We start from the raw sequence: 15,620 nt of genomic DNA, 5'->3' as shown, positions 1-15,620 counted from the left end.
ATGGACGCACGTTATGACCCTCACAGAATTGCGCTACATCGTCACCCTCGCTCAAGAGCAACACTTCGGCCACGCCGCCGAGCGCTGCCATGTCAGCCAGCCGACCCTGTCAGTCGGCGTGAAAAAGCTTGAGGACGAGCTCGGTGTACTGATCTTCGAGCGCAGCAAAAGCGCAGTACGTCTGACCCCGGTTGGCGAAGGCATCGTCGCTCAGGCCCAGAAGGTCCTGGAACAAGCCCAAGGTATCCGCGAACTGGCCCAGGCCGGCAAGAATCAACTGACCGCACCACTGAAAGTCGGGGCGATCTACACCGTCGGTCCGTACCTGTTCCCGCACCTGATCCCGCAACTGCACCGGGTTGCCCCGCAGATGCCGTTGTACATCGAAGAGAACTTCACCCATATCCTGCGCGACAAGCTGCGCAACGGTGAGCTGGACGCGGTGATCATCGCCCTGCCGTTCAACGAGGCCGATGTCCTGACCCTGCCGCTGTACGATGAGCCCTTCTATGTGTTGATGCCCAGCGAACACCCGTGGACCAAGAAAGACACCATCGACGCCAGCCTGCTCAACGACAAGAGCCTGCTGCTGCTCGGTGAAGGCCACTGCTTCCGCGATCAGGTGCTCGAGGCCTGCCCAACTCTGGCCAAGGGTAGTGACGGCGCCAAGCACACCACGGTCGAGTCCAGCTCGCTGGAGACCATCCGCCACATGGTGGCCTCCGGTCTTGGCGTGTCGATCCTGCCGTTGTCGGCGGTGCACAGCCATCACTACGCACCTGGCGTCATAGAAGTACGTCCGTTGAGCCCGCCGGCCCCGTTTCGCACCGTGGCGATCGCCTGGCGCGCCAGCTTCCCGCGACCGAAAGCGATCGAGATCCTCGCCGACTCCATCCGCCTGTGCTCGGTGGCCAAACCCGCTGTGAGCCAGTAGGAAGTCGCCATGTCGGAGTTGTCCCAGGTATCGGTGACTGCCTTGAAGGGCGTGGGCGAAGCCATGGCCGAGAAACTCGCCAAGGTCGGCCTGGAGAACCTTCAGGATGTGCTCTTCCACCTGCCCCTGCGCTATCAGGACCGCACCCGTGTGGTCCCGATCGGCGCCCTGCGCCCTGGCCAGGATGCAGTGATCGAAGGCGTGGTCAGCGGCACCGATGTGGTCATGGGCAAGCGTCGCAGCCTGCTGGTGCGTCTGGGTGACGGCAGCGGCGTGCTGAGTCTGCGCTTCTACCACTTCAGCAATGCGCAAAAGGAAGGCCTCAAACGCGGCACCCACCTGCGTTGCTATGGCGAAGCCCGTCCCGGCGCCTCGGGACTGGAGATCTACCACCCGGAGTACCGCGCCCTGACTGGCGACGAACCGGCGCCGGTGGAACAGACCCTGACACCGATCTACCCGACCACCGAAGGCCTGACCCAACAACGCTTGCGCCAGCTGTGCCAGCAAAGCCTGGCCATGCTTGGCCCGCGCAGCCTGCCGGACTGGCTGCCAGTGGAGCTGGCACGGGACTACCAGCTCGCGCCGCTGGACGATGCCATCCGCTACCTGCATCACCCACCGGCTGATGCCGACGTTGACGAGCTTGCCGAAGGCCAGCACTGGGCCCAGCACCGCCTGGCCTTCGAAGAGCTGCTGACCCACCAGCTGTCCCAGCAGCGCCTGCGCGAAAGCCTGCGCGCACAACGGGCGCCGGTGCTGCCCAAGGCCACGCGCTTGCCCCTGCAATACCTGGCCAACCTCGGCTTTGCCCCGACCGGCGCCCAGCAACGGGTCGGCAACGAGATTGCCTACGACCTCAGCCAGCCGGAGCCGATGCTGCGCCTGGTCCAGGGCGACGTCGGCGCCGGCAAAACCGTGGTTGCCGCCCTTGCCGCCCTGCAGGCGCTGGAGGCTGGCTATCAAGTCGCGCTGATGGCCCCTACCGAAATCCTCGCCGAACAGCACTTCGTGACGTTCAAACGCTGGCTGGAGCCGCTGGGCATCGAAGTCGCCTGGTTAGCCGGCAAGCTCAAAGGCAAAGCCCGCACCAACGCTCTGGAACAGATCGCCGCCGGCGCCCCCATGGTGGTCGGCACCCACGCACTGTTCCAGGACGAGGTTAAATTCAAAAACCTGGCCCTGGCGATCATCGACGAACAGCATCGCTTCGGCGTACAGCAGCGCCTGGCGCTACGCCAGAAAGGCGTGGGCGGCCAGCTCTGCCCGCATCAGCTGATCATGACCGCAACACCTATCCCACGCACCTTGGCGATGAGTGCCTACGCCGACCTCGACACCTCGATCCTCGACGAGCTGCCGCCAGGGCGCACCCCCGTCAACACTGTATTGGTCGCCGACAGCCGCCGCTTCGAAGTGGTCGAACGGGTCCGCGCCGCCTGCGCCGAAGGCCGCCAGGCATATTGGGTATGTACGCTGATCGAAGAGTCCGAAGAACTGACCTGCCAGGCAGCCGAAACCACCTTCGAGGAGCTGGGCAGCGCCTTGGGTGAACTGCGTGTCGGCTTGATCCACGGGCGCATGAAGCCTGCAGAAAAGGCTGCGGTCATGGCCGAGTTCAAGCAAGGCCACCTGCAGCTACTGGTAGCGACCACGGTGATCGAGGTCGGCGTCGATGTACCCAACGCCAGCCTGATGATCATCGAGAACCCCGAACGCCTGGGCCTGGCCCAGCTGCACCAGCTCCGCGGCCGGGTCGGCCGAGGCAGTGCGGTGAGCCATTGCGTACTGCTCTACCATCCACCGCTGTCGCAGATCGGTCGCGAACGGCTGGGAATCATGCGCGAAACCAATGATGGCTTCATCATTGCCGAGAAAGATCTGGAACTGCGCGGTCCTGGTGAAATGCTTGGCACCCGTCAGACCGGCTTGTTGCAATTCAAGGTCGCCGACTTGATGCGCGATGCCGACCTGCTCCCCGCCGTGCGTGATGCCGCCCAGGCCCTGCTGGCGCGCTGGCCGGAGCATGTCAGCCCGCTGCTGGAGCGCTGGCTGCGTCATGGCCAGCAATATGGCCAGGTGTGACGCCCGCCCCAGAATGGATCCAGCTGAAGGCTCAAGCTGGTTATACTCTTGCGATTGTAAAATTTCTGGATACAGACCATGACTGAAGTTGCCCTGGACACCGCAACCCCCCACGCTCCGTCTGTTATCCGGTTGCTGCTGGAAAAGCTCGACATTGCCTATCGTGAAGTGCTGGATCGTCCGCACCTGCTGCCCGAACGCAAGGTCCAGGCCGTGTTGCTCGATGACGAAGTCGGCGCGCTGATGGTGCTGTTCCCGCAAAACCAATTGCTCGACCTCAACCGCCTGACCGAGCTGACCGGTCGCACGCTGGCCGCCGTCCCCCTGGATCGCCTCAACACCATGCTCGACAAGCATGGTCTGAAAATCCTCCCCGGCATTCCAGCCCTGACCAGCTCGCCTTGTCTTTATGATGAGAGCCTGCTCAAGCCTGAAAGGCTGCTGATTCACTCCGGCGAAGCAGGCCTGCTGCTGGAAATCGAACGCGACGACTTCAAGAAGATGCTGAGCAAGGCCAGCGCTGGTAATTTTGGCGAGTCGCTGAGCAGCATCCGGCCGAACCTCGACCGCCCAACCGACGACCGCGAAGAGATCACCCAGGCGGTCCAGGCCTTCACGGCCCGGCGCATCCAGCAACGCCTGGAAAATACCATCGAAATTCCGCCACTGGCGGAAACTGCGCAAAAGATCATCAAGCTGCGCGTCGACCCCAACGCGACCATCGACGATATCACCGGCGTGGTCGAGACCGACCCGGCCCTGGCCGCTCAAGTGGTCAGCTGGGCAGCCTCGCCCTACTACGCCTCCCCCGGCAAGATTCGTTCAGTGGAGGATGCCATCGTCCGCGTGCTGGGCTTCGACCTGGTGATCAACCTGGCCTTGGGCCTGGCACTGGGCAAAACCCTGAGCCTGCCCAAGGACCATCCACAGACCACCACACCGTACTGGCAGCAGTCGATCTACACCGCTGCGGTGATCGAAGGACTGACCCGCGCCATGCCTCGTGCCGAGCGTCCGGAAGCCGGTCTGACCTACCTTGCCGGCTTGCTGCACAACTTTGGCTACCTGTTGCTGGCGCACGTCTTCCCGCCGCACTTCTCGCTGATCTGCCGCCATCTGGAGGTCAACCCGCACCTGTGCCACAGCTATGTCGAACAGCACTTGCTGGGCATCAGCCGCGAGCAGATCGGCGCCTGGCTGATGCGTTTCTGGGACATGCCCGAGGAGCTGGCCACTGCGCTGCGCTTCCAGCACGACCCGCAGTATGACGGTGACCACGCGGCGTTCCCGAACCTGGTTTGCCTCGCTGTTCGCCTGCTGCGTGCCCGCGGTATCGGCTCGGGGCCGGAGGAGTCCATCCCGGACGAACTGCTTGAGCGCCTGAACATCTCCCGCGAAAAAGCAGAAGATGTGGTGAGTAAAGTGCTAGAAGCCGAAGCACTGCTGCGCGAACTGGCCTCGCAGTTCAACCAGCACTGAGCAGAGTGGCCTGCCCCTAAGGGTCAGGCCTGCTTCTTGGGTTTCAGGTACTTCATCAGGCCCTGGAACCAGATCACCAGCGCCGGATTGCCCTTGATCTGGATGCTCTTGTCCTGAATCCCCTGCATGAATGCCAATTGCTTGTTCTTCGCTTGCAAGGTGGCGAAGCCGAAGGCCGCATCCTTGAAGGCAATGGCGAAAGCCGGCTGCGGGTGAGTGCCGGACTGGCTGCTGATATGCAGGTCCTTGACGATGAAATGGCGCGCCACCTTGCCGTCGAGGGTCTGTAGCTGAAAAACCAGATCCTTGTCGGCCAGTTGCTGCTGGAACGCCGGGTTCTTGCGGCTGGCCTTGGCCATCAACAAGCCCATGGCCCAAAGGAGAAAGCGAAACTTCATGTGCACGCCTCGGCTAAAAAGTGACTGGCGAAGCAGTTTATAGTCTCGCTACAAAAACACCATACTTTGCCACTCTTTTCGCGAAGATCATGGCATTTTGCTCTTATGTGCCTCCCACTGCTCGACCCGAATCCCGGTGGGAGCGGGCTTGCCCCGCGATTTCGACCTGTCAGGTACATCGCATCGCGGGACAAGCCCGCTCCCACCAGGCAATAAAAAACGGGCACCGTGTCGGGTGCCCGTTTTTCAATGCAATCAATCGGTGTGAGGCTTCACGGATTGACGCTGTCCTTCAGGGATTTACCTGGCTTGAACGCAACCGTGTTGCTGGCTTTGATTTTGACGGGCTCGCCGGTTTGCGGGTTCTTGCCGGTGCGAGCGCCACGATGACGCTGCAGGAATGTACCGAATCCGACCAGCGTCACGCTGTCCTTGCGATGCAGGGCGCCGGTGATTTCTTCGAGCACGGCGTTGAGCACACGATTGGCTTGCTCTTTGGTGAGGTCGGCCTTTTCAGCAATAGCTGCGGCGAGTTCTGGTTTGCGCATAGTGAAGCCTCTTAGACGGTTTTTTGTTGTTATGCCGTGCTGCTCTTCAAGAACAGCGCCCAGGGCACCGCAGGCTCTAAACTGCGGCAGACGGGAGTGAGGATGGCATGCCGTCAGGGGCCGCGCCAGTCTCTGGGCGGCCATTGTTGCGGCAATAACAAGGGAAATCCGACAGAACGCCCGCTATTTACGCCATGAGCGCCGGAAGTTGCCGATTTAGAGCCAGCTTCTCCATCACTGCCGAGCCTGTCAGGGCGTAGCCCAGCAGGTTGCCGTCAGCGTCATGGCAGAGCACCTTGAGGTCAATGCCTTGGCCTTCGACCTGCCATGTGCCTTCGCGGCCATGGGGTGGCGGCGAGACTACCAATGGGCAAGCCGGCGTCTTTACCGTAACCGGCATAGGACCGTAGGCAACTGCTGTCGGGTTGCCAACCAGGGTTTGTGCCAGAGCACGCGCGCAGCTCATCAACGGCATGACATAGAGCAAGTTGAGACCGTCGACTTCGGCACAATCACCCAGAGCGTAGATATTGGCATGTGAAGTACGCAGTTGCCGGTCGACCACCACACCACGGTTAACCTGCAAGCCGGCAGCAGAGGCCAGGTCGATGCGCGCACGCAGGCCAACCGCTGAAACCACCAGGTCGCACGCGATCACCGCACCGTCGCAGAGGTGCGCCTCCAGCCCTTCGGCAACCCGCTGCAGACGAGTCAGCACCGGCCCCAGATGAAAACGCACGCCAAGCGTCTCCAGGCCAGTCTGCACAGCGCCAGCGGCAGCCGGGTGCAGCAGGGTCGGCATGACCTGCTCACATGGCGCCACCAGTTCGACCTGAAATCCTCCCAGGCTCATGTCGTTGGCAAACTCACAGCCGATCAAGCCAGCCCCCAGGATCAGCACCCGTTGCTTGCCCGTCGCGGCAGCACGGAAGCGGGCGTAGTCTTCCAGATCGTTGATCGGGAATATCGCCTCACCGGCGTCGCCTTCAACCGGCACCTGTACAGTTTGCGCGCCCCAGGCCAAGATCAGGTCACGGTAGGCCACTTGCTCTTCGCCGATCCACAGGCGCTTGTGGCCCGGATCGATGCCACTGATGCGGGTATGGGTACGCACTTCGGCCTTGAGCTGCTCAGCCATGGCCCCCGGCTCGGCCATGCTCAGGCCGTCGGCATCCTTGTTCTTGGCAAAGCCTGTGGACAACATTGGCTTGGAATAGGAACGGCCGTCGTCGGCGGTAATCAACAGCAACGGCGTCTCGCCGTCGAGCTTGCGAAATTCGCGGGCCAGGTTGTAACCCGCCAAGCCAGTACCAACAATTACCACCGGTGCCGTCATGCCATGTGTCCTTGCATCCTGGTTAAATAGTGATCAGCCGATAGCGATCATTTCGAAATCCATCTTGCCCACACCGCAGTCCGGGCACAGCCAATCTGCCGGGACATCTTCCCAACGGGTGCCCGGGGCGATGCCATCATCCGGCCAACCCTCGGCCTCGTCGTAAATCAGGCCACAAACAATACATTGCCACTTTTTCATCACTTACTTCCTCAACAAACCCAGGCATTGGAGTGGTCGCTCTTGGGAAAATTACAGTGGCGACCTTCTCAAGGAGGGGCTTTGTACTGGAGCCAGGTGCCAGCATGCAAGCCGGATCGGGCAATCATGCTAAGCTCGCGGTCTCTTTGGCCTGTTAACCCATACCATCGTGCCGTACGAAACATCGCAAGCGCCCGCTGCAGAATGGTTGCAGTACTCTCAGGTAGCAGACAGCGCAACGCCTGCGCTCCTTGACTGGTTGTTCGATCAAGGATCACTGACCCGTCGCCTGACTCGATTATCCGCCGATCACTTTTCTGTTACACCCCTTTACGAGGGCTGGCAGCCCCTGCGTGATGACGAGTGCCAGGCACTGGATTTGGCGTCTGGTAGCGAAGGCTGGGTACGTGAAGTGTATTTGCGTGGCCACGGCCAGGCCTGGGTGTTCGCCCGCAGTGTCGCCTCGCGTAGCGCTCTGGAAAGTGGCGGACTGGACATGGAAGCACTGGGCAGTCGCTCACTGGGCGAACTGCTGTTCTGCGACCAGGCCTTTACTCGCCGCGCCATTGAGGTCTGTCATTACCCCAATGCCTGGCTGCCGGCCATCGACGCCAGCGCCAAGCTCTGGGGACGTCGCTCGCGCTTTGATCGGGCCACACTGAGCGTGTTGGTTGCCGAAGTCTTCTTGCCGTCCTTGTGGCAGGCCGCCGAGATTTCCGGGGAGATCCGCTGATGTACCTGCATCTGCTCAAGTCGCTCAATCGCCTGCATCCGCGCGCCTGGGACTTCATCCAGCTGAGCCGCATGGACCGGCCGATCGGTATCTACCTGCTGTTGTGGCCGACGCTGTCAGCGGTGTGGATCGCCGCCAAGGGTTCGCCGACCCTGGCCAACGTGCTGATTTTCACCCTCGGCGTGGTGCTGATGCGTGCGGCCGGTTGCGCGATCAACGACTTTGCCGACCGCAAGGTCGATGGCCACGTCAAACGCACCGCCGACCGCCCGTTGGCAGCCGGCAGAATCAATGCTCGCGAAGCACTGGTGCTGTTTGCCGTGCTGGTGGCCGTGAGCTTCCTGCTGGTGCTGTGCACCAATGTCCAGACTGTATGGTTGTCGTTCGGCGCGGTGGCGTTGGCGGCCTGTTATCCGTTCATGAAGCGCTACACCTACTACCCGCAAGTGGTGCTGGGGGCGGCTTACTCCTGGGGCATCCCCATGGCCTTCACCGCAGCCACCGGCGAACTCCCGGCCATCGCCTGGCTGCTGTACATCGCCAACCTGCTGTGGACGGTGGGCTATGACACCTACTACGCCATGGTCGATCGCGACGACGACCTGAAAATCGGGGTCAAATCTACCGCGATCCTGTTCGGCGAAGCCGACCGGGTGATCATCCTGACCCTGCAGGTGTTGTCACTGGGTTGCCTGTTGCTGGCCGGTAACCGATTCGAACTGGGTGGCTGGTTCCACCTCGGGCTGGTAGCCGCCTTGTTGTGCTTTGCCTGGGAGTTCTGGACGACCCGCAAGCTGGACCGTGAGTCGTGTTTCAAGGCCTTCCTGCACAATCATTGGGCCGGGTTGCTGATCTTTCTCAGCATTGTTATCGACTACGCTCTGCGCTGACTGTCCGAAGGCAGCCAGCGCAGGATAGGCCTTACTACTTGATCACGTGCCAGACATCTTTCATGCCGTCACCGGTCATGTCACCGGCTTTCTTGTCCTTGATGAAGGTGTACACCGGCTTACCGTTGTATGCCCATTGCATTGAACCATCGTCGCGCTTTATCTGTGTCCAGCCCTTTTCGGCCATGTCGCCGTCTTTGACCATCAGCGGCGGCCAGTTCTTGGCACACTCATCGTTGCACATGGACTTGCCGCCCGCATCCTTGTCAAAGGTGTAGAGCGTCATGCCAGCTTGGTCGACCATCACACCGTCTTTCATCATGGCATGTTGAGCCGACGCTATCCCTGGCAACGCCAGTGCCACTGCAGCGAAAAGCGTCATCCAGTTCAGCGTATGTCGTGTCATTGGATCCACCGTGTTTCTCGGGAGAGGGAAATTAAGCCTAGCCCAGTAGCAGAATGTTGCTGCAACAGCCCACAACCTGTCACACGACTGCAATAATTCCGTTATCTAATGCGGGCCAAGACACCTGAATGGGAAGAGGTTTGAACATGGTTGGCAGAAACATTCTGATCGTTGACGACGAAGCGCCAATCCGCGAGATGATCGCCGTTGCATTGGAAATGGCTGGCTATGACTGCCTGGAAGCAGAAAACTCGCAGCAGGCCCATGCCATGATTGTCGACCGCAAACCGGACCTGATCCTGCTCGACTGGATGCTCCCAGGCACTTCAGGCATCGAACTGGCCCGTCGCCTCAAGCGCGACGAGCTGACCGGCGATATCCCGATCATCATGCTCACTGCCAAAGGTGAGGAAGACAACAAGATCCAGGGTCTTGAAGTCGGTGCCGACGACTACATCACCAAACCGTTCTCGCCTCGCGAGCTGGTCGCCCGGCTCAAGGCCGTGCTGCGCCGCGCCGGCCCAAGCGATGGCGAAGCGCCAATCGAAGTCGGTGGCCTGCTGCTCGATCCGATCAGCCACCGCGTGACCATCGATGGCAAGCCAGCTGAAATGGGCCCGACCGAATACCGCCTGCTGCAGTTCTTCATGACCCACCAGGAGCGCGCCTATACCCGCGGCCAGTTGCTCGATCAGGTGTGGGGCGGCAATGTCTATGTCGAAGAACGTACCGTCGACGTGCACATCCGGCGCCTGCGCAAGGCGCTGGGTGATGCCTACGAGAACCTGGTACAAACCGTACGCGGCACCGGTTATCGCTTCTCCACCAAGAGCTGAACCGCTATATCAGGCCAAGGTATTGGAAAGGACGCGTCGTTAATTGAACCAGAACTGGCATGGCACCCTGATTCGCCACATGCTGCTATTGATTACCGCCTGCCTGCTGGTCGGCCTGATCAGTGGCTATTACGGCTGGAGCCTGGCCTTGGGCCTGGCGCTCTACCTGGGCTGGACGCTCAAGCAATTGCTGCGCCTGCATGAGTGGCTGCGCCTGCACAAACCCGACGAAGCACCGCCCGATGGCTACGGTCTGTGGGGCGAGGTGTTCGACAGCATCTATCACCTGCAACGCCGCGACCAGCGCGTGCGTGGTCGCCTGCAGGCGGTGATCGACCGCGTGCAGGAGTCCACCGCCGCGCTCAAGGACGCGGTGATCATGCTCGACAGCGACGGCAACCTGGAGTGGTGGAACCGCGCAGCGGAAACCCTGCTGGGCCTGAAAACCCCACAAGACAGCGGCCAGCCAGTCACCAACCTGGTTCGCCACCCACGCTTCAAGGAGTACTTCGAACAGGAGAACTACCTCGAACCGCTGGAAATCCCTTCGCCGATCAACGACCGCCTGCGCGTGCAGCTGCATATCACCCGCTATGGCAACAACGAGCACCTGATGCTGGTGCGCGACGTTACCCGTATCCATCAGCTTGAACAGATGCGCAAGGATTTCGTTGCCAACGTCTCGCATGAACTGCGCACACCGTTGACGGTAATCGCCGGCTACCTGGAAACCCTGCTCGACAACGTCGAGGAGGTGAATCCCCGCTGGGTCCGCGCCTTGCAGCAGATGCAGCAACAAGGCGCACGCATGCAGACCCTGCTCAATGACCTGCTGTTGCTGGCCAAACTGGAAGCCACCGATTATCCCTCAGACAACCAACCGGTTGCCGTTGAAGCCTTGCTGCAATCGATCAAGAGCGATGCCCAGGCGTTGTCAGGCCAGCGTAACCAGCGCATCAGCCTGGAAACCACACCCGGTATTTTCCTCAAGGGCAGTGAGGCCGAGCTGCGTAGCGCGTTCTCCAACCTGATTTTCAACGCAGTCAAATACACCCAGGACGAAGGGCAGATCCGCATTCGCTGGTGGGCCGACGAACAGGGCGCACACCTCAGCGTTCAGGACTCGGGCATTGGCATCGACGCCAAGCACCTGCCACGCCTGACCGAACGCTTCTACCGGGTCGACTCCAGCCGTGCCTCCAATACCGGCGGCACCGGCCTTGGTCTGGCAATCGTCAAGCACGTACTGTTGCGCCACCGTGCACGCCTGGAGATCAGTAGCGTACCCGGCCACGGCAGCACCTTTACCTGCCATTTCGCCCCCGTGCAGATTGCCCAGCGCCTGGCCTCCTGAGGGCCCGCCCCTAGGCAACCGCGTCCTCACCCGCTACATTGGCGGACTTGTGCCAGCGAATGCTGGCACGGCACTTCTTTCTTTTTTCAGATGACGGACCCCGTAAAACCCCATCATGGACCCTTCCCCTGGTATTAGCTTCGCCTCACTTTTCGCCGATTTCGGCATGATTCTTTTTGCTCTGCTGCTGGTGCTGCTCAACGGCTTTTTCGTTGCCGCCGAGTTCGCCATGGTCAAATTGCGCTCGACCAAGGTCGAGTCGATTGCCAAGCAGCATGGCTGGCGTGGGCAGATCCTGCGCACCGTACACAACCAGCTGGACGCTTACCTTTCGGCCTGCCAACTAGGTATCACCCTCGCCTCTCTGGGCCTGGGCTGGGTCGGTGAACCAGCCTTCGCGCACCTGCTTGAACCCCTGCTGGCCGCTGTCGGCGTAGAGTCGCCGGAAGTGATCAAGGCAGTGTCGTTCTTCAGCGCCTTCTTCGTGATTTCCTACCTGCACATCGTGGTCGGTGAGCTGGCACCCAAGTCCTGGGCGATCCGCAAACCTGAACTGTTGTCGCTGTGGACTGCGGTACCGCTGTACCTGTTCTACTGGCTGATGTACCCGGCCATCTACCTACTCAATGCCAGTGCCAACGCCATTTTGCGTATCGCCGGCCAGGGTGAACCCGGCCCGCACCACGAGCACCATTACAGCCGCGATGAACTGAAGCTGATCCTGCACTCCAGCCGTGGCCAGGACCCCAGCGACCAAGGCATGCGCGTACTGGCATCGGCAGTGGAGATGGGTGAACTGGAGGTGGTCGACTGGGCCAACTCCCGTGAAGACATGGTTTGCCTCGACGCCCACGCGCCGCTCAAGGAAATCCTGGCGATGTTTCGCCGGCACAAATTCAGCCGCTACCCGGTGCTCGATGCCGAGCGTGGTGAGTTCATCGGCCTGCTGCATATCAAGGACCTGCTGCTGGAGTTGGCCGATCTGGACCATATCCCCGAGTCTTTCAACCTTGCCGAGCTGACCCGGCCGCTGGAGCGCGTGTCCCGCCACATGCCCCTGGCCCACCTGCTGGAAGAGTTCCGCAAAGGTGGCGCGCACTTCGCCCTGGTCGAAGAAGCCGATGGCAAGGTCATTGGCTACCTGACCATGGAAGACGTGCTGGAAGTGCTGGTGGGTGACATCCAGGACGAACACCGCAAGGCCGAACGCGGCATCCTCGCCTACCAGCCAGGCAAGCTACTGGTACGTGGCGACACGCCGCTGTTCAAAGTCGAGCGCCTGCTCGGCGTGGACCTGGACCATATCGAGGCGGAAACCCTCGCCGGCCTGGTCTACGAGACCCTCAAGCGGGTACCGGAAGAAGAGGAGCTGCTGGAAGTCGAAGGCCTGCGCATCATCATCAAGAAGATGAAAGGCCCGAAAATTGTCCTGGCCAAGGTGCTCAAACTCGATTGAGCTGCCTCAGGGGTTGCCGGCGGTAAAGTTCGGCAACCCACCGACAGGCTGGTTGAACTGGTAAGGAATCGACTCCAGCGCCAGTCCAACGTTACGCTGCACGACAAAATGCAGATGCGGGCCGGTGCTGTTGCCGGTATTGCCGGATTTCGCCAGCGCGGTCCCGTACACCACCCGCTGTCCCTCGCGGACCACCACAGACCCCCGCATCAGGTGCAGATAAACGCCCATGGTGCCGTCGTCATGCAGAATCCGCACGAAATTGCCTGCTGGGTGCGCTCCGCGCCCGCTCTGGTTGTTCTCGGTCTTGATCACGATGCCCGCCCGTGAAGCAATGACCGGCGTACCTTCGGGCATGGCGATGTCCATGGCGTAGCGGCTTTTGGGGCCGAAATGGCTGTAGCTTCCGTTTGCCCCCTGGGTCACTCGAAAAGGCCCGCCGCGCCACGGCAGCGGGTAGCGAAATGCCTGCTGGCGCTGAGCAGGATTGCCCAAGGCGTAGCTGAACTTCTCCTGATAACTCACCGACTGACCTTCTTGCCGCGCGTTGACCACCGTCAGCAGCACCGCTGCACGAGCTGGCACCACCCGCCGCACAAGCCGCGTTCCTTCGCCCTTGGCATTGCTCAGGCGCTCCAGGCGCAACTCGACTTCCACAGGCGCATAGGTGTCGTTGCGGGCACTGAAGCTCACACCCGTGGCGAACTTGATCGCGTGCAATCGCACTTGGTCGCCCAACTGTTCAACCATCCGGTCGCGAAAGACCAAGGCCTGCGCCCCAGGCAGCGGACGATCGGAATACGAGACCACACCGTAGGCATCAGTGCTTTTGTAGAACGTCGAAGCCAGAGCCGGGCCGCAAGCCACGAGCAAGGCACAGAGCAGCAGCGAACGCGCTGGCATGAGTAGTGGCTTTTTGACAGATAAGGTCTGTTGAAGACTAGCAGGGGATTTTGCCGGGGGAATGGTGGAAGTGTTTCAGAAGACGAGCGGTGCAGACACCCTACAACCAGTAGGAGCCAGCATTGCTGGCGATGCTCGGCGCAGCCGGGCCAGGGGCGATGTGCGCCCGATCGCCGGCAACGCCGGCTCCTACACAATATTGCGGTCAAGCCCCAGGCACGAAATGCTTCTGTGCAGAACCACGGGCAATCAACCGCGACAGGTAATCCAGCTTCTGTGCATCCTGATCGACGAACTTGAAGGTCAACTGCAACCAGTCGCTGTCCGGCTTCGGCTCCAGCGCCGCCACCGCATGCAGATAACCATTGAGCCGGGCGACTTCGGCGTTATCACCCTGCTCCAGGTCGAGCACAGCGCCTTCGAGTACCTGTGGCAGGGTCTCGCCACGGCGTACCACCAAAAGCGCCTCCTTGAGGCTCAGGGCCTTGATCACGCAGGGCTGCACACCGCTAGGCAGACGCAACTGCCCCTGGCCACGTCCCGCAGGTGCGGCAGCGGCGGCGGTAGGCTTGGGCGCATTGATCAGTGTCTTGGTCGCCACAACCGGAGCAGCCGCTGCCGCAGGTTTTACCGTCTCGGCACGCCCCCCGGTGAGGGCGCTCAGCGAGTCATTGGCAAAAGCTGAACTGGCACGCGTCGGGGCGCTGGCCAGCAAGGTATCGAGCTTGCCAACCTTGGTCAGGGCCTTCTTCACCTTGGTCAGCAATTGCTCATTGGTAAACGGCTTGCCGACGAAGTCGGAAACACCGGCCTGGATCGCCTGGACCACGTTTTCCTTGTCGCCACGACTGGTCACCATGATGAACGGCAACGTCTTCATCGACTCCTGCTGGCGGCACCAGGTCAGCAGCTCCAACCCGGACATTTCCGGCATTTCCCAGTCGCACAGGACCAAGTCGAAGGCCTCACGCGCCAGCAATGTCTGGGCCTTGCGACCGTTGACCGCGTCTTCGATGACAATTCCCGGGAAATAGTTGCGCAGACACTTTTTCACCAGGTCGCGAATGAACGGCGCATCATCCACAACCAACACACTGACTTTACTCATCGCCACTCCTATTGAATCCCGACTAGCATAACGCTGACTAATGGCCATTTGCCAAACATTGGCTCACGCCGGGACTCGTGATTTCGTTCGCGGCTGCCTTGAGGTGCTCGACCGCAAACGAAAACGCCCGGCCAGGGCCGGGCGTTCGTTCTCGGGGCAGCCTTACTTATCGTCAGTTTCAGCCGGAACATTAGCCTTTTCGCTGCCACCCTCGACCTCTTCTTTCATTCGCTTGAGGCCCAGGTGACGCACATCGGTACCGCGCACCAGGTAGATCACCAGCTCGGAGATGTTACGTGCGTGGTCGCCAATCCGCTCCAGTGAGCGCAGGGCCCAGATTACGCTGAGCACCCGGGAGATCGAACGCGGATCTTCCATCATGTAGGTAACCAGCTCGCGCAGCGCGGTCTTGTACTCGCGGTCGATGGTCTTGTCGTACTGGGCGACCGACAGCGCCAGGTCAGCGTCGAAACGAGCAAAGGCATCCAGCGCATCACGGACCATGTTGCGCACCTGATCGCCGATGTGCCGGACTTCGACGTAGCCGCGCGGCGACTCACCCTCTTCGCACAACTGAATAGCGCGGCGGGCGATCTTGGTCGACTCGTCACCAATGCGCTCCAGGTCAATCACCGACTTGGAAATGCTGATGATCAGACGCAGGTCAGAAGCAGCCGGCTGACGACGGGCGAGAATGCGCACGCATTCCTCGTCAATGTTGCGCTCCATCTGGTTGATCTGCTCGTCGACTTCACGCACCTGCTGGGCCAGGCCCGAATCGGCCTCGATCAGCGCAGTGACCGCGTCATTGACCTGCTTCTCAACCAGACCGCCCATCGCCAGAAGGTGGCTGCGAACCTCTTCGAGTTCGGCGTTGAACTGCTGCGAGATGTGGTGGGTAAGGCTGTCTTTATTGATCATGAGAAATCCTTGGAGCGTCCGGTAAGTACTGT

General features: G+C 61.0%; 16 protein-coding genes. 8 read left to right on the top strand and 8 right to left on the bottom strand.

The window, feature by feature from the left end:
• Positions 1 to 13 precede the first annotated feature (13 nt).
• The 3 genes from C6382_RS10890 (at position 14) to C6382_RS10880 (ending at position 4,498) form a co-directional block, all read left to right on the top strand.
• Positions 14 to 934: a hydrogen peroxide-inducible genes activator gene (locus C6382_RS10890; protein ID WP_107024495.1), complete on the top strand. Its 921-nt coding sequence runs from the start codon at positions 14 to 16 to the stop codon at positions 932 to 934.
• Positions 935 to 943: 9 nt separating this feature from the next.
• Positions 944 to 3,019, top strand: coding sequence for an ATP-dependent DNA helicase RecG (gene recG / locus C6382_RS10885; RefSeq protein ID WP_107024494.1), 2,076 nt, complete (start codon positions 944 to 946; stop codon positions 3,017 to 3,019).
• A 78-nt stretch (positions 3,020 to 3,097) separates the two neighbouring features.
• Positions 3,098 to 4,498 carry an aminoacyl-tRNA deacylase and HDOD domain-containing protein gene (locus C6382_RS10880; RefSeq protein ID WP_107024493.1) on the top strand — a complete coding sequence of 467 codons (1,401 nt, stop codon included), beginning with the start codon at positions 3,098 to 3,100 and terminating at the stop codon, positions 4,496 to 4,498.
• 23 nt (positions 4,499 to 4,521) lie between these two features.
• On the opposite strand, the gene C6382_RS10875 is transcribed toward C6382_RS10880, so the two are convergent.
• The 4 genes from C6382_RS10875 to C6382_RS10860 all read right to left on the bottom strand — a co-directional run bounded on the left by C6382_RS10875 (position 4,522) and on the right by C6382_RS10860 (position 6,981).
• Positions 4,522 to 4,896: a helicase gene (locus tag C6382_RS10875; protein ID WP_107024492.1), complete on the bottom strand. Its 375-nt coding sequence runs from the start codon at positions 4,894 to 4,896 to the stop codon at positions 4,522 to 4,524.
• Between the two features lie 272 nt (positions 4,897 to 5,168).
• Positions 5,169 to 5,444, bottom strand: coding sequence for an HU family DNA-binding protein (locus tag C6382_RS10870; protein ID WP_003213368.1), 276 nt, complete (start codon positions 5,442 to 5,444; stop codon positions 5,169 to 5,171).
• Positions 5,445 to 5,631: 187 nt separating this feature from the next.
• Positions 5,632 to 6,780, bottom strand: coding sequence for an NAD(P)/FAD-dependent oxidoreductase (locus C6382_RS10865; RefSeq protein ID WP_107024491.1), 1,149 nt, complete (start codon positions 6,778 to 6,780; stop codon positions 5,632 to 5,634).
• A gap of 33 nt (positions 6,781 to 6,813) precedes the next feature.
• Entirely contained in the window at positions 6,814 to 6,981 is a 168-nt protein-coding gene (locus tag C6382_RS10860) for a rubredoxin (RefSeq protein ID WP_028942479.1), read from the bottom strand.
• A 169-nt stretch (positions 6,982 to 7,150) separates the two neighbouring features.
• On the opposite strand from C6382_RS10860, the gene C6382_RS10855 reads away from it, so the two are divergent.
• Complete coding sequence (locus tag C6382_RS10855; protein WP_107024490.1) at positions 7,151 to 7,714, top strand: chorismate lyase; 564 nt, start codon at positions 7,151 to 7,153, stop codon at positions 7,712 to 7,714.
• Positions 7,714 to 8,604, top strand: coding sequence for a 4-hydroxybenzoate octaprenyltransferase (gene ubiA / locus C6382_RS10850; protein WP_107024489.1), 891 nt, complete (start codon positions 7,714 to 7,716; stop codon positions 8,602 to 8,604). The genes C6382_RS10855 and ubiA overlap by 1 nt, the downstream gene beginning before the upstream one ends.
• A gap of 34 nt (positions 8,605 to 8,638) precedes the next feature.
• Here ubiA and C6382_RS10845 read toward each other — a convergent pair whose 3' ends face one another.
• Positions 8,639 to 9,010, bottom strand: a complete 372-nt coding sequence (locus C6382_RS10845) for a hypothetical protein (protein ID WP_107024488.1) — start codon at positions 9,008 to 9,010, stop codon at positions 8,639 to 8,641.
• 146 nt (positions 9,011 to 9,156) lie between these two features.
• Between C6382_RS10845 and phoB the strand changes: the two genes are divergently transcribed.
• From phoB to C6382_RS10830, 3 genes are all read left to right on the top strand, one after another.
• Positions 9,157 to 9,846 carry a phosphate regulon transcriptional regulator PhoB gene (gene phoB / locus C6382_RS10840; RefSeq protein WP_038615964.1) on the top strand — a complete coding sequence of 230 codons (690 nt, stop codon included), beginning with the start codon at positions 9,157 to 9,159 and terminating at the stop codon, positions 9,844 to 9,846.
• A 43-nt stretch (positions 9,847 to 9,889) separates the two neighbouring features.
• Positions 9,890 to 11,200, top strand: a complete 1,311-nt coding sequence (phoR, locus tag C6382_RS10835) for a phosphate regulon sensor histidine kinase PhoR (RefSeq protein ID WP_107024487.1) — start codon at positions 9,890 to 9,892, stop codon at positions 11,198 to 11,200.
• A gap of 115 nt (positions 11,201 to 11,315) precedes the next feature.
• Positions 11,316 to 12,656, top strand: a complete 1,341-nt coding sequence (locus C6382_RS10830; protein WP_107024486.1) for a hemolysin family protein — start codon at positions 11,316 to 11,318, stop codon at positions 12,654 to 12,656.
• A 6-nt stretch (positions 12,657 to 12,662) separates the two neighbouring features.
• On the opposite strand, the gene C6382_RS10825 is transcribed toward C6382_RS10830, so the two are convergent.
• The 3 genes from C6382_RS10825 to phoU all read right to left on the bottom strand — a co-directional run bounded on the left by C6382_RS10825 (position 12,663) and on the right by phoU (position 15,588).
• Entirely contained in the window at positions 12,663 to 13,559 is an 897-nt protein-coding gene (locus C6382_RS10825) for a peptidoglycan DD-metalloendopeptidase family protein (RefSeq protein WP_107024485.1), read from the bottom strand.
• A 205-nt stretch (positions 13,560 to 13,764) separates the two neighbouring features.
• On the bottom strand, positions 13,765 to 14,667 hold the full coding sequence (locus C6382_RS10820) for a response regulator (RefSeq protein WP_107024484.1): 903 nt from the start codon (positions 14,665 to 14,667) through the stop codon (positions 13,765 to 13,767).
• A 162-nt stretch (positions 14,668 to 14,829) separates the two neighbouring features.
• On the bottom strand, positions 14,830 to 15,588 hold the full coding sequence (gene phoU / locus C6382_RS10815) for a phosphate signaling complex protein PhoU (RefSeq protein WP_038615977.1): 759 nt from the start codon (positions 15,586 to 15,588) through the stop codon (positions 14,830 to 14,832).
• Between the last annotated feature and the right edge of the window lie 32 nt (positions 15,589 to 15,620).

This window comes from Pseudomonas sp. BBP2017, from assembly GCF_003024385.1.
Taxonomy (GTDB): Bacteria; Pseudomonadota; Gammaproteobacteria; order Pseudomonadales; family Pseudomonadaceae; genus Aquipseudomonas.
Note: the sequence above shows the minus strand (reverse complement) of the source record. Positions and strands in the feature narration are given on the sequence as shown.